Source organism: Lactobacillus melliventris (genome assembly GCF_042679465.1).
In the GTDB taxonomy this organism is placed as follows: domain Bacteria; phylum Bacillota; class Bacilli; order Lactobacillales; family Lactobacillaceae; genus Lactobacillus; species Lactobacillus melliventris.
Genome location: NZ_JBHTMT010000006.1, coordinates 1 through 21222 on the forward strand (window position 1 = coordinate 1; position 21222 = coordinate 21222).

General features: G+C 37.6%; 21 protein-coding genes. 12 read left to right on the plus strand and 9 right to left on the minus strand.

Annotated features, from left to right (window positions below; genetic code table 11):
- Positions 1-67 precede the first annotated feature (67 nt).
- A complete protein-coding gene (locus ACFQ32_RS07235; RefSeq protein WP_379907119.1) occupies positions 68-643 on the plus strand; it encodes a helix-turn-helix domain-containing protein in 576 nt (191 codons plus the stop codon).
- Positions 631-1506 carry an IS3 family transposase gene (locus ACFQ32_RS07240; protein WP_244885254.1) on the plus strand — a complete coding sequence of 292 codons (876 nt, stop codon included), beginning with the start codon at positions 631-633 and terminating at the stop codon, positions 1504-1506. The genes ACFQ32_RS07235 and ACFQ32_RS07240 overlap by 13 nt, the downstream gene beginning before the upstream one ends.
- Positions 1507-1565: 59 nt before the next feature.
- Here the strand turns inward: ACFQ32_RS07240 and ACFQ32_RS07245 are convergent, their stop codons facing one another.
- From ACFQ32_RS07245 to pplA, 3 genes are all read right to left on the minus strand, one after another.
- Positions 1566-2579 (minus strand): UbiA family prenyltransferase, encoded by a 1014-nt coding sequence (locus ACFQ32_RS07245; RefSeq protein WP_046324192.1) that lies wholly within the window; start codon positions 2577-2579, stop codon positions 1566-1568.
- A 44-nt stretch (positions 2580-2623) separates the two neighbouring features.
- Positions 2624-3709 carry an FAD:protein FMN transferase gene (locus ACFQ32_RS07250; protein ID WP_046324193.1) on the minus strand — a complete coding sequence of 362 codons (1086 nt, stop codon included), beginning with the start codon at positions 3707-3709 and terminating at the stop codon, positions 2624-2626.
- A gap of 69 nt (positions 3710-3778) precedes the next feature.
- Positions 3779-4696 (minus strand): extracellular electron transfer flavoprotein PplA, encoded by a 918-nt coding sequence (pplA, locus tag ACFQ32_RS07255; protein ID WP_046324194.1) that lies wholly within the window; start codon positions 4694-4696, stop codon positions 3779-3781.
- 244 nt (positions 4697-4940) lie between these two features.
- Here pplA and ACFQ32_RS07260 point away from each other — a divergent pair, with 244 nt between their 5' ends.
- The 4 genes from ACFQ32_RS07260 (at position 4941) to ACFQ32_RS07275 (ending at position 8805) form a co-directional block, all read left to right on the plus strand.
- Positions 4941-6836, plus strand: coding sequence for an FAD-dependent oxidoreductase (locus tag ACFQ32_RS07260; RefSeq protein WP_046324195.1), 1896 nt, complete (start codon positions 4941-4943; stop codon positions 6834-6836).
- A gap of 73 nt (positions 6837-6909) precedes the next feature.
- Complete coding sequence (locus ACFQ32_RS07265; protein WP_046324196.1) at positions 6910-7287, plus strand: NusG domain II-containing protein; 378 nt, start codon at positions 6910-6912, stop codon at positions 7285-7287.
- A gap of 11 nt (positions 7288-7298) precedes the next feature.
- Complete coding sequence (locus ACFQ32_RS07270) at positions 7299-7844, plus strand: Gx transporter family protein (protein ID WP_046324197.1); 546 nt, start codon at positions 7299-7301, stop codon at positions 7842-7844.
- A gap of 1 nt (position 7845) precedes the next feature.
- Positions 7846-8805, plus strand: coding sequence for a polyprenyl synthetase family protein (locus ACFQ32_RS07275; protein ID WP_046324198.1), 960 nt, complete (start codon positions 7846-7848; stop codon positions 8803-8805).
- Positions 8806-8929: 124 nt separating this feature from the next.
- On the opposite strand, the gene ACFQ32_RS07280 is transcribed toward ACFQ32_RS07275, so the two are convergent.
- Positions 8930-9244, minus strand: a complete 315-nt coding sequence (locus tag ACFQ32_RS07280; protein WP_046324199.1) for a hypothetical protein — start codon at positions 9242-9244, stop codon at positions 8930-8932.
- Positions 9245-9696: 452 nt separating this feature from the next.
- Here ACFQ32_RS07280 and ACFQ32_RS07285 point away from each other — a divergent pair, with 452 nt between their 5' ends.
- The 6 genes from ACFQ32_RS07285 (at position 9697) to ACFQ32_RS07310 (ending at position 15821) form a co-directional block, all read left to right on the plus strand.
- Positions 9697-10902, plus strand: coding sequence for an ABC transporter substrate-binding protein (locus tag ACFQ32_RS07285; RefSeq protein ID WP_046324200.1), 1206 nt, complete (start codon positions 9697-9699; stop codon positions 10900-10902).
- Positions 10903-10927: 25 nt separating this feature from the next.
- Positions 10928-11806, plus strand: a complete 879-nt coding sequence (locus ACFQ32_RS07290; protein ID WP_046324201.1) for a branched-chain amino acid ABC transporter permease — start codon at positions 10928-10930, stop codon at positions 11804-11806.
- A gap of 8 nt (positions 11807-11814) precedes the next feature.
- On the plus strand, positions 11815-12771 hold the full coding sequence (locus ACFQ32_RS07295) for a branched-chain amino acid ABC transporter permease (RefSeq protein WP_045927446.1): 957 nt from the start codon (positions 11815-11817) through the stop codon (positions 12769-12771).
- A 2-nt stretch (positions 12772-12773) separates the two neighbouring features.
- Positions 12774-13556, plus strand: a complete 783-nt coding sequence (locus ACFQ32_RS07300; RefSeq protein WP_046324202.1) for an ABC transporter ATP-binding protein — start codon at positions 12774-12776, stop codon at positions 13554-13556.
- Positions 13557-14267 carry an ABC transporter ATP-binding protein gene (locus ACFQ32_RS07305; protein WP_046324203.1) on the plus strand — a complete coding sequence of 237 codons (711 nt, stop codon included), beginning with the start codon at positions 13557-13559 and terminating at the stop codon, positions 14265-14267.
- Between the two features lie 351 nt (positions 14268-14618).
- Positions 14619-15821: an ABC transporter substrate-binding protein gene (locus tag ACFQ32_RS07310; RefSeq protein ID WP_084619509.1), complete on the plus strand. Its 1203-nt coding sequence runs from the start codon at positions 14619-14621 to the stop codon at positions 15819-15821.
- Positions 15822-15909: 88 nt separating this feature from the next.
- Here the strand turns inward: ACFQ32_RS07310 and ACFQ32_RS07315 are convergent, their stop codons facing one another.
- The 5 genes from ACFQ32_RS07315 to ACFQ32_RS07335 all read right to left on the minus strand — a co-directional run bounded on the left by ACFQ32_RS07315 (position 15910) and on the right by ACFQ32_RS07335 (position 21215).
- Complete coding sequence (locus ACFQ32_RS07315) at positions 15910-16632, minus strand: GntR family transcriptional regulator (protein WP_046324204.1); 723 nt, start codon at positions 16630-16632, stop codon at positions 15910-15912.
- 92 nt (positions 16633-16724) lie between these two features.
- On the minus strand, positions 16725-18152 hold the full coding sequence (locus ACFQ32_RS07320; RefSeq protein ID WP_046324205.1) for a PTS sugar transporter subunit IIC: 1428 nt from the start codon (positions 18150-18152) through the stop codon (positions 16725-16727).
- Positions 18152-19534: a glycoside hydrolase family 1 protein gene (locus ACFQ32_RS07325; RefSeq protein ID WP_046324206.1), complete on the minus strand. Its 1383-nt coding sequence runs from the start codon at positions 19532-19534 to the stop codon at positions 18152-18154. The genes ACFQ32_RS07320 and ACFQ32_RS07325 overlap by 1 nt, the downstream gene beginning before the upstream one ends.
- A 153-nt stretch (positions 19535-19687) precedes the next feature.
- On the minus strand, positions 19688-20542 hold the full coding sequence (locus ACFQ32_RS07330; RefSeq protein WP_046324207.1) for a class I SAM-dependent methyltransferase: 855 nt from the start codon (positions 20540-20542) through the stop codon (positions 19688-19690).
- 28 nt (positions 20543-20570) lie between these two features.
- The gene (locus ACFQ32_RS07335; protein WP_046324208.1) at positions 20571-21215 is read right to left on the minus strand and encodes a histidine phosphatase family protein; all 645 of its coding nucleotides are present in this window, start codon (positions 21213-21215) and stop codon (positions 20571-20573) included.
- Between the last annotated feature and the right edge of the window lie 7 nt (positions 21216-21222).

The window sequence follows — 21222 nt, forward strand, 5'->3', positions numbered from 1 at the left end:
CGACCCCGATCAAATATCGAAATCGTGCATTGAGTCTTGCGTAATATTAAAATGTCTAACTTTTTAGTTGCACTTCAATTGGACAAAAATCCAACTGGAGGGTTTTACTATGGTTAAATTTACCGTCAAACAAAAATTACAGGCGCTTAACTTGCTCAAAGAAGGCTACAGCAGCCGTTCTGTGGCGCAAATGATTGGCACCGGATCACATCAACTAATTGATACCTGGGCTGCGCAATACCAGCACTTTGGTGTTAAGGGCCTAGAAATTCGGCACACCTCGCAAAATTATCATGGTCAATTCAAGCTCCAAGTCTTAAACTGGAGAAAAGAACATGACGAGACCTATCAAAATACCGCCATTCACTTCAAAATTGCCACCCCCAGCTTAATTTGTACTTGGCAAAAACGTTTTGACGAAGGCGGGCTTGATGCGCTCTTTACCAAACGAGGCCGACCACCAATGAACAAATTGCCTAAAAAACCAGTTAAGTATACCAGCAGCGAGTTATCTGAATTAGAACGGCTGCGCTTAGAAAACCGTCAGCTCCACATTGAGAACGACTACCTAAAAAAAGTCGAAGCCTTAGCTCGGCGCAAAGACGCTCAACGCAAGAAGAACGGACCATCATCCAAGAGCTAAGGCATGAGCACAGCTATCAACTGCAAGAACTATTGCACTATAGCTTTTTAGCCAAGAGCACCTACGAGTATCACCCGCGCAGCAGGCGGAAAAAATACAGCGATCTGGCTTTACTGTCGCTGATTAAAGTGGTTAAAAGGCATAATCCCAGCTTCGGCTATCTGCCCATGACTGACACGCTAAAAATTAAGTACGGCTTGCAGGTGAACCATAAACGCATTTACCGCCTGATGAAGGAGCACAAGCTGCTGGCCCGCAAATACAACTTGCGTGCAGGCAAGTATGATTCATCAAAAGGTCCGCAAGGCAAGAAGGCGAAGAACCGCTTCCACCAGAAGTTTAAGACCGATCGGCCCTACCAAAAGGTAGTCACCGATATCAGCGAGTTTCGCTATGGCAATAAGAGCATGAGCGAACGGTTATATTTCTCGCCCTTTAAAGATCTTTACAGCGGTGAAATCATCAGCTACACCATCAGTCAGCGGCCGCAGACCAAATATGTTCTAGATGGCCTCAAGCAGGTTTTGGCGATCCGGCCCGAGCTGCCTTACCGCATGACGATTCACAGCGACCAGGGCATTCAATACCAGTCCAAAGCATATTGTCAGACCCTAAAACAGCACCACGTTTTTCAAAGCATGTCGCGACGGGCGACCTGCCACGACAATGCGGCCTGCGAGAGTCTCTTTCACATCATGAAGGTTGAGCTAGACTACTACACCTACACCTATCCTACTAAGAAGGCGCTGCAGGAGGCCATGGAAAAATGGATCAAATACTACAATCAAGCTAGAATCAGGCACACGCTAAAAGGCCGCACCCCGATTGAATATCGGAATACGGCCTTAGCAAACATTAATTAATGTTAACGTCCAATTCTAGGGGTTAACTTCACCTGAGCGTGCTTTTTTATTGTGTTTATTTAATGAAAGATAATGCCCAAAATCAGCCCAAAGACTTGCATTAACTGAAACCAAAACAAGTTTTGCGGTGCTAAATCAAAAGTTGTGGGCACTCTGTGCTTGATATTATCTTCATCAACCCAGAAAGCCATATCCTTGGTCTGCTTCTGTCTGAATGCCTGCACGTTTTTGTATAACTTAGGTAAAGTTACAAAAATTAATAGTTGCCAAATTGGTAAAAGGCGAAATATGACGCTGATAGCGACTATTGCAAATGGAGCCAAGGTTAAAAAGCTAAATAAGTTTAAGGAATTTTTTACGCCAATGTATGAGGGCAGGGTGTGACGACCATTAGCCAAGTCTTGCTTTAAGTCGCAGGTATTATCCGCCAGCATTGTCGCCGCGTTAAAAAATGCTTGCGGTAAAGCTACCCAAAAAATTAATAATAGATTGGCTAAGTTGCCTCCGACACTAAATTGCGGCCAATCAAAATTCAAATAGGCTAATTGGTTTACGGGAGAATTGATGTAAACCGCTAAGAACATAATTCCCAGCCCTTCGAATAAGCCGGCAAGAATTTCGCCTAGCGGTACTCTGGAAAAGGGAACGGGCCCGTAGGTGTAAAATACGGCGACAAAAAGTCCGGGAGCGCCGATCAGTAAAATAAAAAGATTGGTTCGCACAGTTAGCCAAATTCCCAAGACTGCTGCAATTAAAAGTAGGCTAAGCATAACCGCCATTGCGGTTGCTGGTGATAAATTACGCTTACCAATTAAATTATGTTCTTTTTGATAATCTTTGCTTTTAGCCAGACGATAGTCCTGCACGTTATTAAAACCAGTCACAAATAAAGCTATTGCGCCTTGAGCAACTAGGTATATTAAAGAATTTTGCCAATTAAAAGTATGAAAATAAAAGTAAGCAAATAGAATTCCTAATAAATAAGGCATTAAACTATTGAGCTTGGTATTAAGCCGCACCAACTCAAAAAAATCAGTTATAGTAAAATGACTGTACTTCTTTTTAGCCTCCATCTCGTTTTCCTTTCAGAGCATTATTTTAGTATAAAAGTTAATTATTAGTTTTTAAGTTTTGCAAGTCTATAGCCATTACCTGAAAACAATTTGAATTTATTTTTTAAGCCGGAAGTAATATATACTTTTTTCTTTTTGGTGATAAATATTGCTTCTACACCAGGTTTATGTTCTACATAATCATAGCCTTTTTTCAAACCGCGATTAAATACAGCAGTTGAAAGGCCATCGCCAGTGGTTGAACGCTTGGCAATAATTGTGACACTTAACAAGTTGTTTTGACAAGGGTAACCTGTTTGAGGATTCATTAAGTGGCTATAAACTTTATTACCGACTTTGAGGTATCGTTCATAAATACCTGATGTTACTGCAGTTGCATTCTTTTGCGGTAAAGAGCCGATGGCATCACCACGCGCAGCGCTGGGATCCTGAATACCTACCGTCCAGTTACTGTTATTCGTAGGAGAATTGCCCATAACATAAACGTTTCCGCCTAAATCAATAATCGCGCTGGTCACACCATTTTTTTGCAAAACTTTCATGACTTCATCAGAAATAAATCCTTTGGCCATGCCACCTAAATCGAGCATCATTTTCTTTTTCTTAAGAAAAACAGTTTGTTTCTGATCATTAAAAATCACATTATGATAATTAATTAATGGCAGCCGTTTTTTGATGGTACTTGGCTTAGGTTTATGGGCGTCAGGAAAGCCAATCCGCCATAAACTGGTAATTGGTCCGATTGTTAAGTCGAATGTACCAGCGGAAATTTTACTATAATAGTAAGCATCTTTGCACATACGGTAAATAGTGGGAGTAACTTTTACCGGTTTAATTCCGGCATATTTGTTAATTTTGTCTATTTCACTGCCTTTTTGATTAACGGTAGTTTCAGTGGCTAACTGTTTAATGCGCTTAAAACCCGCTTTTAAGGCTTTTTGCTGGTGTTTATTGTAAATTTTAATGGTGCAAACTGTTCCCATTAGAAATTGAGTATCTGAAGTAGGGGTAGTGGTAACAGCGGTTTTGGCCGGTGCTGTGTCTTTACTCTGAGTTGAGCAAGCTGTCAGGTTGAAGCTTGCTAATAGTGATACGAGTATCAGCAAAAACTTGTTTGTTTGCTTCTTCATATAATTTATTTCTCCTAATAAAAAAGAGCGGCTAAATGTCACTCTTTTTGTGATTAACTAATTATCTTTTTATTCCTGGTAAACGATATTGTCAACCTTGATAGTTCCGCTTTTACCTTTTTGAGCGGCATTAATTAGTTGTTCAGCGTAAGCAATAAATGAATGAGAAGATTCTGTTGCTCCTGAAACAGCTTGTACTTTTTCGGTGTTGCCTTTAGCTTTGATGAATTCCTTTTGTAATTTTGGAATGTATTCTTTAGGGCCAATCTTGTTAACCTTCTTCATTTGCTTTTCATAAGCAGCATTTTTGGTCTTGGAAACGCCCTTTTTATTAACTTGGTCGTAAGTAAAGTCACTAATTTTACCTTTTTTAATTACCATAGTTAAAACTTGACGATAGCCGTGACTATAATTCTTTTCAGCTAATTTATATGTACCATCCTTCATCTTCTTATTGTTATTGATGTGAATAGTGGCTGTATCACCTTTTTGAGCGGCTTGAGTTAGCTGGTTGACATAGTTCTTTAAAGTATTACTGGAACTGGTTGCTCCAGAAACAACTTGAATGGCACTGGAATTAGCACCACTTGCGGCAAATGATTTTTGTAATTTTGGAATGTATTCTTTAGGGCCAATCTTTGCTTGAGAATACTTCTTCATTTGTGCTTCATATTTAGTATCCTTTGCCTTTGACTTGCCGTTCTTGTCTACATTGTCGTAACTGGTGTCTGTAACCTTGCCACCTTTAACAGTCATAGAAACCTTTACTTTATAGCCATTGAAATAGTTGTCTTCTACTAATTTGTAAACACCGTCTTGCAGTTTACCACCGGCAATTTGCTTAGGAGCTTTCTTTTTCTCAACTTTGCTTACCTTTGGCTTAGAATCGCTTGAAGAACTTTTCTTAGCTGTTGTTGAACAAGCACTTAATAAAAGTGTAGAGAGTGCCAGAATGGCAGTACTATATATTAAATTATTCTTTTTCATAATATCTCCCTCAGTAATAATAAAAGATTATAACATTGTGTACGTGTTCACTTACTATAATTATAAGATAGAGCTCTACTTTGTGCAACTACAAAATATGAAAGCGGAAACTTATAATGATAGTAATTAAATCGTATAAGTAAAATATTACGAACATAGTTTGTGAAAGTGACCACTTTACCATAGTCCAAAACACTAGTATAATATAATATAACTAGTATATTCGCATTAAGGAGTGTTAAAAGTGGCTGAAACAAATATTGTAGTTATTGGCGGCGGCTATGGTGGTCTGTATACGACTAAGCATCTTGCCAAGAAATTAAAAAAGCGGCATGATATCAAAATCACGCTGATTGATAAAAATCCTTATATGACTATGATGACTTCACTTCATGAAGTTGCGGCTAACAGGGTAGAAGCCAAAAGTTTGAAATATGATCTGCAACGTTTATTTTCGCGGAGAAAAAATGTTGATGTTGTAACTGACAATGTTACCAAAATTGATCAATCTACTAAAAAAGTTATTGGCGATAACGGCAGTTATCCCTATGATTATGTCATATTAGCTATTGGTTCGCAGCCTAATGACTTTAATACTCCTGGTGTTAAAGAAAACGGCTTTGTTTTAGGCAATCTGGACGATGCAGAGCAACTACGTGACCACATTGATCTGATGGTTCATTTAGGTTCTAAAGAACGCGATCCTGAAAAGCGGGCACAGTATCTTAACTTTGTCGTTGTTGGTACCGGGTTTACTGGCACTGAAATGGCCGGTGAATTAAATTCTTGGCGTGGTGATTTAGCTAAAAAATATAACCTGCAAAAAGATGATATCAAGATAACCATGATGGAAATGGCACCAACGGTTATGAATATGCTTGATCGCTCTGATGCTGATAAGGCAGAAAAATATCTCTTAAAACAAGGTGTAGAAATTAAAGTCAATACCGGCGTTGTTGGTGTTCATGAAAATTATATTGATCTTAAAGATGGTTCAACATATCCGACCAGAACTTTAATTTGGACTGCTGGTGTTAAAGCTGTTGATACTGCTAAAAACTTTGGTTTTGAGACTGGCAGAGCTGGCAGAATTATAGTTAATGAATATTCCCAAATTCCAACTGATCCACATGTTTACGTCATAGGAGACGTTGCTCTTTATGATGCTAACGGCAGCGGCCGCGGTGAACCACAAGTGGTTCAAGGGGCTGAATCTGCTGGTAAGTGTGCTCTAAGAAATATTTTGAGTCAGATTAACGGCGGTGAACCCGTTAAGTTTAAAGGTACCTATTCAGGATTTATGGTTTCTTTAGGGCCTGCTTGGGGTGTGGCCTCTCTTGTTAATACTTTTCATCTGAGCGGCTTTTTCGCCATCTTAATGAAAGACATAGTGGACATGATTTACTTCATGGAAATCTATTCTGGTCATTATCTCTTTCATTATATTATGGATGAATGGTTCAGAATTAAGCGCCCAACTTTGTGGCGCGGCAATCTTAACCGGTATGGCAATGTCTTATGGACTGTACCTTTGAGAATTTACTTAGGCTTAATGTGGTTAGTAGACTGCTGGTATAAAGTTCAAGGCAGTGGTTCTTGGTTTACCAACAAATTGCAACTGCATTTTCCATGGCTTGTGCAAGCTGCAACTAGTGGTGCTTCACAAAAAGCTGCCGCTACTACAGCAGCAAGTGGCAAGGCAGCGACTTCTGCTGCTCCTGCACTATTTTCCCTAAACTATGACTATGGTCACTCACCAATGGCTGTTTTTGATAAAATGCCAAACTGGGTACAATCAATGACTAAAGTCATGATTCCTAACAAGGATGCGGCATTAGTTGCTCAAAAGACAATGACGTGTTTGGAAATTGCATTAGGAATTATGCTGGTTTTAGGATTATGCACGTGGTTTGCCGGTGGCATGAGTGCAATTTTTGTAGCTATTTTCTGTTTATCAGGAATGAACTATTGGGTAAATGTTTGGATGATATTTGCGGCAATAGCAGTTATGAACGGCTCTGGTAGAGCATTTGGTCTGGACATGTGGTTTGTTCCGTGGCTAGAAAAGAAGCTTACTAAGCTGAGATATGGTGTCTTGAAGCCAATTTATCATGTCGATAAAAACGGAGTAAAGAACTAACAATGCTAACTCTAAAAAGTCCTATGGTTTTATCTGTAAGACTTTTTTAGTTTTATTGTTAGTGAGGTAATACATGAAAATTTTAAAGAAGCTTAAACTTGGTGATTTTTTAATAATAGTAGTTTTATTAATCATTAGTTTTACTCCTTTTTATATGTTGCACAATCAGGAAAAAGCTGACGATCAAATTATAGGAATCGTCAAAATTAATAATCGTGAAGTGAAAAGACTTTCTTTGGCTAAAGATCAGAAATGGCGTTATCAAAAAAATGGTAGAATTAATATTGTACAAATAAAAAAGCACAAGATTCGGGTAATTGATGCCAATTGTAAGGATCAAGTATGTGTTAAAGAAGGCTGGAAAAGCGAAAGCGGGGATACAATAGTCTGTCTGCCACATAAATTTTTAATTGAGCTAAAAAATAAAAATCAAATTGACGATAATAAATAGATTTAAATATTATGACTGAAACAAATAATTATTTACGCACATATGTGTTTACAGGAATTCTATGCTCACAAGGAATTATTCTTAGTGTTGTTGAGCAAATGTTTCCTTCGCCCTTTTTCTTTGCACCTGGTGCCAGGCTTGGTTTAACTAATATTATAACGATGATCGCATTAATGATTTTACCTTTTAATAATTGTATTTTACTGACATTTTTGCGCCTGGTGCTAACTGCTCTGATGACAGGAGGTACTGGTACCTTTTTATTTGCTGCAGCAGGGTCATTTTTAAGTCTGTTTTTAATGAAATTATTTTTACCGCTGGTTCCCAGATTTATCAGCATAATGGGGGTATCAATTCTTGGCGGCGTATGTCATAATTTTGGTCAATTATTAATTGCAGCGCTGCTAGCACATAGTAAATATGTTTTATTGTATCTGCCTTTATTGACAGTATTCGGAATTCTTTCTGGAACAATAGTTGGTCTTGTCAGCAGCTACTTATTGCATTATGTTGATGCATTGAGTTTTATCAAAGGAATAATTAATAAAGGTAATTAACATGTCAAGGCTAGAAAAAGAGTTACAGCAAGTCCAAAATACAATTCAAAAAAATATCCGGACGCCAAAAGGTAAACTGGGAGAAGCAGTCAGATATGCGTTTTCTAAGCCTGGCAAGCAATTACGTCCTAGTTTCGTTCTATTATTTGGAGAAATGGGCGAAAGCAATAGGGAACAGAAATTAATTAATATTGCCGGTTCGATTGAAATACTGCACAATGCCACTCTAATTCATGACGATATCATTGATAATTCAAATGTTAGAAGAGGCAGGGCATCGGTCCAGGCTAAATATGGTAAAACTATAGCATTATATGCCGGAGACTTCTTATTTGCTTTGTCATTACAGCTGCTAAGTGAAAACACTTCAAAGATAACAAATCTGCGTGCAAACGGCAGCATTATGCAAAAAATACTTGCAGGTGAAACCACTCAGTTTGGTAATGAATATGATATTACAATTACGGAAGAAGAATATCTTGAACAGATTCGGGGCAAAACGGCTAGTTTATTTGGTTATGCCTGCTATATTGGTGCTCTTGAAGGTGGGCTTAGTAAAAGACTGGCCAGAAGTGCTCAGCAAGTAGGTCTGCTATTTGGTCAGGCATTTCAACTGCGGGATGATATATTAGATTACACCGCTTCTACTGCTGAATTAAAAAAGCCGGTATTATCAGATGTAGTTAACGGTGTTTATACTGGGCCGCTAATTTTTGCACTGAAAAAAGATTCTTCTGGTAAATTGAAAGATTTAGTGAAGAAGGGTAAGAAACTCAATTCTGCTCAATTGGAGCAAATTGACCTTCTGGTGAGTGAATTAGGTGGAATTAGGCATGCACAAGATTTAGCAAATGACTTTACAAATAGCGCATTGGCGCTACTTGAGAAAAATTTTGCCGAGTATCCTGGATATGAAAAGGTCGCTGATATTGTCCGTAAAATGCTTACCAGAAATTGTTAATTATAAAAAAAGAGGTTGACTTAATGTTTGCTATGACCTCCAAATTAGGAGTCAAAACAATTCAACCTCTTTTATTTTGATAAAAATATTTAAAAGTTAGCTAAATTAATTGTTAATTTTAGATCTATGCCTTTTTAGGTTTACGAGTGAAACCAAATATGACTTGTAAAATCACCAGAACGCAGTAAGCCAGCAGCATGTAAACCAAAAGACTAATGTCTGCTCTAGTGGAAGCAAACCAGTACCACTGATTCCCTTCAGTACTATAGATTAAATCAGCCAGACCTATTAAAGCTAAAATCAAAACATTAATAATTGCAAAAATCCATAAGTTGCCATTTTCATGTTTAGCAACATATATAATCGACCAGGCTGCTGACCATATTCCCCAAAGACCGGTAGCAGCAATTATAATCCAGTAAAAAACCGTAGCAAACATATTTATGCCTCCTCAATAATTCTATTTTACCATAAAGCTCACAAAATCACATGTTTATTTGGCACTATTTATGATGGTGATTAATCAAGAATTTTTTCTAAGAATAAATTTAATAGAAAAGTCTTAAAGCTTTGCTAAAAATAATTGTAAATTTATCTTGACATGCTAATGTTCTTTTTTTATAATTCTAAGTATTAAATTAAATTTTGGGAGGTGATTTTAATGAAAGCTAAATATTTAAATATGCGAAGTAATGCTAAAAATATTATTGCCCAAAATTTAATTGCCTTGTTGTTGTCGCGTAGGACTTAGCTTGAATAGATTACTTCTAGTAATTTTACATGTTGAGCCCTTGTTTGCGTCTAATGAATGGGGCTTGACTAATAACTAATTTAAGCCTCATTCATTAAGTGAATGAGGTTTTTGGTTACCAAGCTATTTATAAGGAGAAAATGATGAATAAATTTTCAAAGAGAATGTTGCGTGTCCTGACGTTGGGAATGGCTGGCTTAGCGTTAGCAGGCTGTTCAGTAGCAAAAAGCGGGGGAGGCAAGGGTACACACCAAGATAAAGATACAGTCAAGGTCGGGATTAATATTGAGTTGTCTGGTACTGCTGCCGGCTACGGCAGTGCCGAAAAACAAGGTATAGTTCTAGCCGCTTCTGAAATTAATAAGGCTGGTGGAATTAACGTCAATGGGCATAAGAAGAAGCTTAAGTTGCTTATCCGTGATAACAAGTCCTCAATTGCTACTTCGGCTTCAGTCGCTGCACAATTGGTAACCAAGGATAAAGTGGCTGCAGTTGTAGGGCCAGCTACTACTAACTGCGGTACGGCAGAAATTCCTAATGTTACCAAGGCTTCTGTTCCCTGCGTTAGTCCATCCGCAACTGATCCAAACTACACTAAACAGAAGGACGGCAAAGTGCAACCTTATGCCTTCAGAGCCTGCTTCCAAGATACATTCCAAGGAAAGAGCGCAGCTAAGTTCGTCGACAATAAGCTGAAAGCCAAACGGGTAGCTGTCTATGCTGATAACTCCAGTGATTATGGTACAGGTTTAGCTAAAGCCTTCAAGGAAACTTATAAAGGCAAGATTGTAGACAGTCAAACATATTCTGCCGGTGATAAAGACTTCAACGCTGTTTTAACTTCATTTAAATCTAAGAAGATCGATGCTATTTATGTACCCGGCTATTACACAGAGCTTGGTTTGATCATAAAGCAAGCACGTCAGATAGGTCTAAAAGCTCCAATCGTTGGTGGTGACGGCATGTGTGATCCTAAACTAGTTCAAATAGCAGGTGCTAAAAATGCAACTAATATTTATTACACCACGCCATTTTCAACTAATGTAGCTGCTAAAAACCCAGATTCAAAAGCTGCTAAGTTTATCAAAGCATACAGAGCTCGTTACCATTCAGAAGCGCCAACGTTTTCAGCTTTAGCTTATGATGCAGTTTATTTAGTAAAAGCGGCGATTGAGCAACAAAAATCCGATGATTCCGTTAAAGTTGCTGCAGGTCTGGCTAAGATAAAAGACTTTGATGGTGTTACTGGTAGGATTACTATGGATAAGTTCCATAATCCTGAAATGCCAATCGCTATTGAAAAATTGACTAATGGTAAAGTAAGCGACTCATTTCGTGTTGAGTAAATAAAAATAAAAGGAGTGCTTAAATTTGCAAACAGTTTTACAGCAAATCATTAATGCCTTGTCACTGGGATCAATTTATGCCTTGCTGGCATTAGGCTACAGCATGGTTTATGGCATTATTAACTTAATTAACTTTGCTCATGGCGATATTTATATGTTAGGTGCATTCTTTGCTTACTATGTGATTAATGCTTGGCATTTTAACTTTATTACAGCACTGCTTTCTGCAATGATTATTGGTGCAGTTTCTGGTGTAGTGATTGAATATTTTGCTTATCGACCACTACGTAAATCACCTCGAATAGCTGTATTGATTACGGCTATTGGTGTTTCGTTCTTACTGGAAAATGGTATGTCATATTTTGTAGGTTCAAATGCTCGCAGTTTTCCGCAAGTAATTGAACAGGTTAATTACAATATTGGTGGGGTACAGATTTCAAACGTTCAAATTTTGATTTTGGCTACTGCCTTGATTTTAATGGTTTCATTACAATTGATTATTCAAAAAACTAAGATGGGGCGGGCGATGCGTGCAGTTTCTGTCGATCCTGCTGCAGCTGAATTAGTTGGTGTTAATGTTAATCATACAATATCATTTACCTTCGCTTTAGGTTCTGCCTTAGCTGGGGCTGCAGGTATTTTAATTGGACTGTATTATAACCAAATTGATCCTTTAATGGGAATGACGCCTGGTATTAAGGCGTTTGTGGCTGCCGTTTTAGGTGGAATTGGTTCAGTACCTGGAGCATCTCTTGGTGGCTTCTTAATCGGAATTTTAGAGACATTTTTCCAGTCAATTGGCTTGTCGGCATATAAAGATGCAGTCGTTTATCTGGTATTAATAGTTATTTTGCTTTTCTTACCTGCTGGCATTTTTGGCAAAAATACTAAAGAGAAGGTGTAGGTGGCAAAATGAAATCGAATTGGAAATACATTTTGTCGTGGCTGTTATTAATGGTAGGCGGATTTTACCTAATCAATGCTTTGATAATGGTTGGCGTCATAGATGATTTTATTGAAAACATGCTGGTCACGATTGGAATAAATATTATCTTAGCAACTGGCTTGAACCTGATTATCGGCTTCAGTGGTCAATTTTCTCTTGGTCATGCAGGTTTTATGGCAATAGGAGCATACGCTACTGCAATTATTACTCAGCGTATGAGTAGTGAAGCTGGCTTTTTAATCTCAATGCTCGTAGGTGTGCTGATAGCCATTGTAATTGCTGCGGTTATTGGTACGGCAACTTTCATTCGCTTAAAGGGTGACTATTTAGCAATCGCAACTCTAGGAGCAGCTGAAATTATTCGGAATGTCATTAATAATTTGAAAATTACTGGTGGAGCAGCCGGATTGTACAATATTCCGCAATTATGTTCATGGCCTACTGTTTATATTTTAGTTTGTGTAACTACAATTATCTTGACGAATTTTATTCGTTCGAAAAATGGTCGAGCAATTAAGGCTGTGCGGGAAGATGAAATAGCTGCTGAAGCAATGGGTATTAATACTACCAAATGGAAATTAGCTGCTTTTGTCTTAGGAGGCGCGACAGCTGCAATTGCCGGCAGTCTCCATGCTTCATTCTTACAAACAATCTCACCTTCAAACTTTGGCATTATGGAATCAATCTCTATATTAGTTATTGTTGTTTTGGGTGGTGTTGGCAGTATGACTGGCACATTTGTAGCAGCAATCGTTTTAGGAGTTTTAGACACCGTTTTACAAAGCTTTGGTGCATTAAGAATGGTGATCTATGCTATAGTTTTAATATTAATCATGATTTTCAAGCCATCGGGACTTTTAGGTAACTGGGAATTCTCCCTTAAAAATTTAACCCGCCACTTCGGTAAAAAGGAAAGGAGCTAGATATGCCACACTTATTAGATGTTGACCACGTAGTGCGAAAATTTGGTGGGTTGACTGCCGTTAATGATGTTTCACTTCATCTGGACAAGCACGAACTAGTTGCCTTGATTGGACCTAATGGTGCTGGTAAAACCACTTTGTTCAACTTGCTAACTGGAATGGTGCAAGTCACTAGCGGAAAGATTAATTTACAAGTTGATGATCAAAATTATGATTTAACCCATAAAAGTGCAGTTCAAATAGCAGATTTAGGATTGTCCCGTACATTTCAAAATATTCGCTTATTTAAAGACTTAACAGTAATGGATAATGTTTTAACTGCAATGACAAATGAATATAAGGAAAACTTTTTAACAACAGTTTTTCGCTTACCGAATTTCTATAAAACCGAAAAGGAAATGAGAGCAGCCGCCCAAAAATTACTGGCAATTTTTGATTTGACAGAAAATGAACAAACTCTAGCTAAGAACCTGCCCTATGGAACGCAAAGACGTCTAGAGATAGTTCGAGCATTAGCAACACATCCGCAGATTCTTTTCTTGGATGAACCAGCGGCGGGGATGAACCCTGAGGAAACGGCAGATTTGACTAACCTTATTAAGTATATTCAAAAAGAATTCCAAATCACGGTTTTGCTGATTGAACACGATATGTCTTTGGTCATGAACTTGGCGGAAAGGATCTACGTACTTGATCAAGGTGAAATACTGGCTACCGGATCACCTGAAGAAATCAAAGCAAATCCTAAAGTTATAGAAGCATATCTAGGAGAGGGTGATGACTAGATGGCAATGTTAGAAGTTCATGACCTGTCTGTAAATTATGGTGTTATTCAGGCTGTCAAGAATGTCAGCTTTGAAATTAACCAGGGTGAAATTGTAACCCTGATTGGTGCAAATGGTGCTGGCAAATCAACTATTGTTAAAACCATTTCTGGTTTACTTAAACCTAAAAGCGGTCAAATTTTTTACCTTGGAGAAGAAATTGATCATAAAAGTGCACCGCAAATTGTGAATGCGGGTATTTCACAAGTAGCTGAGGGTCGGCATATCTTTGCTGGCATGACTGTAATGGAAAACCTGCAGATGGGTGCATTTTTACAAAAAAATCATGACGAAGTTTCTAAGACGTATAAAGAGATTTTTGAACGTTTCCCAATTTTACAAAAAAGACGAAGTCAGGATGCTGCCACTTTATCTGGTGGTGAACAGCAAATGTTGGCAATGGGGCGTGCCTTAATGGCTAAGCCTAAATTGTTACTACTTGATGAGCCTTCAATGGGTTTATCACCCTTATATATTCAAGAAATTTTTAAAATTATTAAAGAACTAAACGAAAAAGGTACGACTATTTTGTTAATTGAACAAAATGCTAAACAGGCATTATCAATTGCAGATCGGGGCTATGTATTGGCTACCGGTGTAGTGCAATTAAGTGGTACCGGTCAAGAACTATTGGCTAACCCAGAGGTGCAGAAAGTATACTTTGGCGGTTAGTACATAATAAAACTGTTGTAGTGACTGTGAGAGTAATTCATTATTAAGTCACATGTTCAAGCACTTAAAATTTACATAAAGTTCTGAGGAGGTAATTTTGATGACAACGAAATCTTTAAACAAACAAAATAATATTAATATCTTTCAAACTCAGAATTTAGTTGCCTTGTTGTTGGAGCACAGGACTTAACGTGTATGAATTACATTATGTAATTTAAAAGCAGTTAAGCCCTAGTTTGCGTGTCAATGATTGGGGTTTAACTAATTAATAATTTGAGCCTCATTCATTGAATTGAATGAGGCTTTTTGGTTGGCATTTTAATTAATTTTAGAGAGTAAAGGAACTAAAAGATGGATAATATTAGTGGTATTAAAAAAGTAATGAGTGTTGTTGTTACTGGTGTGGCGGCTTTCATGCTGGCAGGCTGTACTGTAGCAAAAAGTAGTGGTAATACTGGTACTAAACAAGATAATAAAACTGTCAAGATTGGTGTTAACATGGAATTGTCTGGAGCTGCAGCTGGCTATGGCAATGCTCAAAAGCAGGGAATTGAACTAGCCGTTAGTGAAATTAATAAAAAGGGCGGCATTGACGTTAACGGTCAAAAGAAGAAAATTAAGCTCATTGTGCGTGATAATAAAACAGCAATTGCCACGTCTGCTTCCGTTGCGGCTCAATTAACTAATAAAGATAAAGTTGCAGCAATAGTGGGACCGGCCACTACTAATGCGGGTACAGCCGAAATACCTAATATTACTAAAGCAAAAGTGCCAAGTGTCAGTCCTTCAGCGACGGATCCGAATTACACTTTACAAAAGAATGGCAAAGTACAGCCATTTGTTTTTAGAGCATGCTACCAAAATAACTTTCAAGGTAGCAGTGCTGCCAAGTTTGTAATGAATAACGTTAAAGCAAAAAGAGTAGCCGTTTACAGTGATAACTCAAGTGATTATGGCAATGGTCTGGCTAAAGCATTTAAGAAAGCATATAAAGGTAAAATTGTTGATAGTCAAACTTTTTCAGAAGGTGACAAGGACTTTAACGCTGTTTTAACTTCGTTTAAAGCAAAGAAGGTTGATGCCATTTACGTTCCTGGTTATTACACTGAAGTGGGTTTAATAATTAAGCAAGCACGTCAAATTGGTATTAAAGTGCCAATTATTGGCAGTGATGGTATGGCTGATCCGAAACTGGCCCAGATAGCTGGAGCTAAAAATGCAAGCAGAATCTACTACACAACACCATTTTCAACTCAAGTAGCTGCAAAAGATCCCACAGCTTCTAAATTTATGCAGAGTTTTAAGAAGCGTTACCATGAAGAAGCACCAACCTTTTCAGCGTTAGCTTATGATGCTGTATATATGATTAAAGAAGCAATCGAAAATGAAAAATCTGATGATTCTGCCAAAATTGCTAAAGGGTTAAGCAATATCCAAAACTTTACTGGTGTAACCGGCAAAATTAATGTTGATAAAAATCATAATCCTGAAAAGCCACTGGCAGTAGAGGAATTAGTCAATGGTAAAGTAGGAAAAACTTTTAAAACTGAATAATTTTGTTAAAAAATAATAAAAGGCTCACTGATGATGTGAACCTTTTTGTTTTCAAAATATTAACCCTATGGAAATTAGTAATTCAGACTTAAAACCTGGTATTTTCAATAATCGTATAATCTCGTTGATCGTATCGGTTGCGACTAATCGAATATTCAATAGGTTTGCCATTAGTTAACCAGACTATTTGTTCCAGTTCAAGCATAGGGTCATCTTTCTTAGCTGCCAGATATTTCTGATCATATTCATCAGACTTAGTAGCTTTGATTTTGCGATACGCATGACCAAATTTTAGCTTTAAGTTTTGGTGAATGTAATTATATATGGATGAATGCAAAATATCAGTATTTAAGTTGGGAACTAAATTGACTGGCATATAAGTATGCTCAATGACAAGAGGATTATCATCTACAAGTCTTAGTCGAATGATATTATAAACCGGGTCAGAGCTAGTCAAATTAAGGTTTTTTTGAATTTGCTTATTAGGGAAACCAACAGAGAACTTAATAATTTTACTTTTAATATCATCTGTTTTCATCAATTCCATTAAGCCGGTAAACACATTGGCCGGAGAATCAATTTTACTGCGAATAGGGATATCACTCGATACAAAAGTGCCTAAACCAGACTGCTTATAAATTATCCCTTTTCTCTCCAAGCCGTCTAAAGCTTTTTTGACGGTTAATCGACTAACTCCTAGTTCATTAGCCAAAGCTTGTTGATTAGGTAATAAATCCCCAGCTTGATAGGTACCAGCTTTAATTCTACTAACAATAGTTTGGACAACTCCTAAATATTTTGCCTTTGCCATCCTTTAGTCACCACTATTCTTAAAATTTTTTGATTTTTATCATAAAAAAGATGTCACATTTAATTTTAGCATTATTTGTGACATCTTTTTACTTATTTATTTGTTACTTGTTCTTGTTCTTGCATTAATAACATTTTATCGTACTTCTTTGCAAACGGCCAATAGACGGCTGTCGAAATTAGTAATGTGCAGGCCTGCCAAATTGCCATCTTCCAACCGCCTATTAAGAATCCGGAAATAACTGCCGGTGTTGTCCACGGTGCCGCTACTCCGTTAAGAGGAGGTACAATTCCCAATTTGATTACGAAATATGTTGAAGCTGCCACTATTACTGGCGTTAAGAAAAATGGCACAGCCAGCATAGGATTCATCACGATTGGTATACCAAACAAAAATGGTTCATTAATATTAAAAATACCAGGAACTAGTTCCAGTTTACCAATTGATTTTAGTTGTTCAGATCTTGCTGCTACTAAACAAAATACGATCAAGCCAATTGTTATTCCTGAACCGGTCAGGTTAATGAAGTTGTTATAAAACTCATTAGTAACAATGTGGGCACCATTGGCAAATGTCAATTTTCCTGCCGCAAATAGTCGAGCATTGTCAGCAGTATTGGCTTGTAGCATTGGTGCAACTAAAGAACCCATGATTAAGCCACCATGAACTCCAAAGAACCAGAAGAACGGAACTAAAAATCCGATTGCCAGCGCTCCACCAAATGAGTCTGATATTCCTTGCAGTGGGATTTGTAATGTGTTGTAAATCCAGTTCAAAAAGTCGGTGTGTGCAAACGAACTGAAGCCTGCAAAAATTAACATTGCTCCAATGAGAATAATCCCAGCTGGAATCATTGCAGTAAACTGATTGGATACTGCGGGTGGGACAGATTCGGGCATCTTGATAGTCCAGCCGGCTTTCATAATTTTACTGTAAATCCAGCCAACAAGTAATCCGATAATGATAGCGGCAATCATCCCGTCGCCACCAAGCCATTTGGTATTAATAACGCCAGTAACCGGTGACTGCAAAAATGCTTGTAAAGCATGTGGTAATTTGTCAATGTTTTCAGTAACGGCCTTACCAGTCATGATTGTAGTATTACCATTAGTAATTCCGCCAGCCAAAGCAGCTTTGAGGGGATTATCTATACTTAAATTCTGTAACATGATAAATACAGCTGCAGAAGTTAAGGCCGGTGCTAAAGGTTCAAACTTTTCGTTTTTAACATAGACATAAGCTATACCAATAGCTGCCCATAAACCCATCAACTGGAAAGTAGTGTTATTTGCCTGGGCAAAGAAAGCACCCCAGCCTGACGCATTAATTGCATTAGCAACTGCAGGAATTGGAATATTGCCGAGAATTAAAAATATCGACCCGATAATGATAAACGGTAGTGAATAGACCATACCATTTTGTAAGGCAACTATTGCTTTAGTGTTAACGAATTTCATTATTGGAGGCAATATCTTTTTGTTAATAAAGGCACTGAAACCTGATTTTTCTTGATTAGCCATTATAATTCATCTCCATTATTTTTAAATGTTTTTTGAAACCAATAAAATGATTTTTTGGGTATTCTTTTTAAATCTTTTATATCATGATTTGATCTATTGACGTAAACCGCCCCGTAGCGCTTTTCCATATCGCCCTGAGAGCTGGGAATATCTATTAACCCCCAGCCTAAATACCCTAAAACTTGAGCACCATCTAAAAAAATTGCATCTTTCATAGCTTTGATGTGCTCTTGGTGATAGTCAATACGCTGATCATCCTGAATCATGTGTTGCCCATCCCACTTTTCTCTCAGGCCAATGCCATTTTCAATAGGAAAAATCGGGATATGGTAGTGATTGTACATAGTAGTGATCGCATTTCTAAAACCAAGGGGGTCGATTGTCCAGCCCCATTGATTCGTCTTAACGTATTTTGCCGGTACACCACCTTGTAATAAGTAGCGGTTAGGTGCTTCGCCTTTTGGAAGATGATCACTTGACAACACCCATGAAGAATAATAAGAAAAAGCGAGAAAATCAGCTTGTGCCTTTTTCATATCAGCTATGTCTTCTTCAGTTATGTCCATATTAATGTCATTATTTTTAGCATATTGTAGGACTTCTGGGGAGTACCCCCGACCCGTATCAGCATCATAAATATTAAAATTTAAAAATTCTTGCACTTGTTTAGCTGCCCAAACATCTTCGGGCTTGCTGGTCTGCGGGTAAATTTGTTGGTAGGCTAACATACCGCCAATCTTGACATCAGTAAAGTTTTCATGAATGTAGTTGGATAATTTTATGTGACACATCATTGTATGATGAAAAATGGTATACATGTCAGATAAGCTTTTATCGCCATTTTGGTATCCAGAAATATTGAAGGCTTGGTCTTGGAAATATAAGTTATGTTCATTGAATACAATCCAATATTTAACGCGATCAGAGAAATGATCAATCATTTTTTTGCCAAATCTGATAAAAGCATTAACAACGTGTTTTGAAATAAAACCATTGTATGCTTGAGCTAATTTAAGCGGCATATCAAAATGATAGAGACAGACCATTGGCTCAATTCCGCGCTCAAGCATAGCGTCAATTAAATGATCATAAAATTCTATGCCTTTCTCATTAAATGGACCATCTCCGTTTGGACAAACTCGTGACCATGAAATTTGAATACGATACATATTCATATTCATTTCTTTCATGATATCGAGGTCTTCTTTATATCTATGGTATTCATCGATTGCTACATGCCAGTCTGACGTGTTGGCAGAAGGCTGGCGAATATCATAGACTGATAAACCTTTTCCATCTTCGTTCCAAGCGCCCTCAGTTTGCATACTTGAAACAGAATTTCCCCAAAAAAAGCTTTTTGGCAACTTTCTTTGTTCTTTCATTCAGTCGCACTCCTTTTATGCAAGTGTTTACAAATTACACATAAAGTATATATTTTTAAAAAAGTAAAATCAATACTTTATTTATAAAAATATATACTTAAAGGCAAAATAAAAAATACTTCGAAAAAATTTCGAAGTATTAAATAGCAGTTATTAAAGCTTTTGTGCTACTACTGAAAAAATTAATGGCACTTGTGGTAAATTTGTTGGCTGTATCCAGCCTTCTTGGTCTTTATCATAGATTAATGAAGGTAAAGACTGCCAATCACTAACCTGATGTTCTCCGACATTTTTAATAGTCAAACCGGCATTAATTAATGTATTAATAATTTCTGCAAAATCATGCGCCCAATTATGATTAGTTTGATGTTTAATTTTTCCAGTAGAATTTGGGGTATATGAAGCATCTGATTCATAGGTATTTTCAGTGCCACTAAAGTAATTAAACTTAATTTCCAGTCCAGCATTATCCAGTGCAAACAGTAGTGGATGATTATCGCGAATCATAAAAATACCACCGGGCGCTAACAATTGCGCAATTGATTGTGCCCAAGACTTTAGTTCCGGTAGCCAGGTAATCGTACCGGCACTGGTTACGATTATATCAAATTTACCTGTTTTTTCTGGTAAAGCTTTTGCGGCATAACGGGCGTCACCTTCTACATAGGTGATTGGAGTATTAGCCTCATTAGCTAGCTTGCGAGCATATTTTAAAGCTACAGGTGAAAAGTCAAGGCCATAGACATCTTTAGCACCTAGACGTGCCCAGCTAAGAGTATCATCACCAATGTGGCATTGCAGATGAAGTAGTCGTTTGTTTTTAACCGTATTATGAGATAAGTATGGCTTGAGTACGGCGAAGTCACGCTTAACAGTTGTAGTAACAGCACTTTTATCTTTAACAAACTGAGTGAGATCGCCATAGCCACCATTTGCATGTACAACAGCACGGTCATTCCAGTTGTTTAAATTGTCAGTGATTTCCGAGTGCTCATTTTCTAATTGCATAAATTTTCTCCTATAATTAAAGAAAATACTACAGTTTCAGTTTGTCATATGAAACAATTTTCATTTCTTTATCCGTCATATTCATTATGGTAATTGAAGCGTTACGAGGCCGCTTTTTAATTTCAAAATCTCCGTAGCGATCAGCAATGCTGTGGATGGTAAAGCCATGAGTAACAAGTAAGATGTTTTCTGCGCCATCTAACTGGCTGATTAATTTAAACCCCTTATCTAGTCTTTGCCAATACTCATGGGCATTCTCAGCGTCATGAAACGGATCGGCTTCTTTAATCCAATCTTTAACAGTGTCTAGTGATTCGTTTTTAAGCATTTCTGCGTGGCTGGTGTAACCATGAGGGCCGCTAATCATTTGCCAAGCAGCATCCGAATCCATACCTTCAAAATAGCCGTAAAAATGTTCACGGAAAAATGGGGTGGCAATGTGCTGAATTTCATCATGATTAATGTTGTGCTTAATAATAATATCGCAAGTATCACTTGCTCTCTTAAGATCACTTGACAAGGCAATATCAAAAGGAATGTCTTTCAAAACTTTTCCCACTTGTTCTGCGCCTGCTATTCCTTTTTCTGTTAGTGGTGTGTCACACCAGCCCTGCATTTTGTTATAGCGATTAATATAGGTTTCACCGTGACGCACAATATATATTCTTTTCATTTTACTC

Excerpts from the sequence above, each read along its gene's own strand:
- ACFQ32_RS07325 (WP_046324206.1), bottom strand. The coding sequence starts at position 19,534 with ATGAAAGAACAAAGAAAGTTGCCAAAAAGCTTTTTTTGGGGAAATTCT.
- ACFQ32_RS07280 (WP_046324199.1), bottom strand. The coding sequence starts at position 9,244 with ATGTTTGCTACGGTTTTTTACTGGATTATAATTGCTGCTACCGGTCTT.
- pplA (WP_046324194.1), bottom strand. The coding sequence starts at position 4,696 with ATGAAAAAGAATAATTTAATATATAGTACTGCCATTCTGGCACTCTCT.
- ACFQ32_RS07275 (WP_046324198.1), top strand. The coding sequence starts at position 7,846 with ATGTCAAGGCTAGAAAAAGAGTTACAGCAAGTCCAAAATACAATTCAA.
- ACFQ32_RS07245 (WP_046324192.1), bottom strand. The coding sequence starts at position 2,579 with ATGGAGGCTAAAAAGAAGTACAGTCATTTTACTATAACTGATTTTTTT.
- ACFQ32_RS07330 (WP_046324207.1), bottom strand. The coding sequence starts at position 20,542 with ATGCAATTAGAAAATGAGCACTCGGAAATCACTGACAATTTAAACAAC.
- ACFQ32_RS07300 (WP_046324202.1), top strand. The coding sequence starts at position 12,774 with ATGCCACACTTATTAGATGTTGACCACGTAGTGCGAAAATTTGGTGGG.
- ACFQ32_RS07310 (WP_084619509.1), top strand. The coding sequence starts at position 14,619 with ATGGATAATATTAGTGGTATTAAAAAAGTAATGAGTGTTGTTGTTACT.
- ACFQ32_RS07305 (WP_046324203.1), top strand. The coding sequence starts at position 13,557 with ATGGCAATGTTAGAAGTTCATGACCTGTCTGTAAATTATGGTGTTATT.
- ACFQ32_RS07265 (WP_046324196.1), top strand. The coding sequence starts at position 6,910 with ATGAAAATTTTAAAGAAGCTTAAACTTGGTGATTTTTTAATAATAGTA.
- ACFQ32_RS07250 (WP_046324193.1), bottom strand. The coding sequence starts at position 3,709 with ATGAAGAAGCAAACAAACAAGTTTTTGCTGATACTCGTATCACTATTA.
- ACFQ32_RS07335 (WP_046324208.1), bottom strand. The coding sequence starts at position 21,215 with ATGAAAAGAATATATATTGTGCGTCACGGTGAAACCTATATTAATCGC.
- ACFQ32_RS07315 (WP_046324204.1), bottom strand. The coding sequence starts at position 16,632 with ATGGCAAAGGCAAAATATTTAGGAGTTGTCCAAACTATTGTTAGTAGA.
- ACFQ32_RS07270 (WP_046324197.1), top strand. The coding sequence starts at position 7,299 with ATGACTGAAACAAATAATTATTTACGCACATATGTGTTTACAGGAATT.
- ACFQ32_RS07285 (WP_046324200.1), top strand. The coding sequence starts at position 9,697 with ATGATGAATAAATTTTCAAAGAGAATGTTGCGTGTCCTGACGTTGGGA.
- ACFQ32_RS07320 (WP_046324205.1), bottom strand. The coding sequence starts at position 18,152 with ATGGCTAATCAAGAAAAATCAGGTTTCAGTGCCTTTATTAACAAAAAG.
- ACFQ32_RS07295 (WP_045927446.1), top strand. The coding sequence starts at position 11,815 with ATGAAATCGAATTGGAAATACATTTTGTCGTGGCTGTTATTAATGGTA.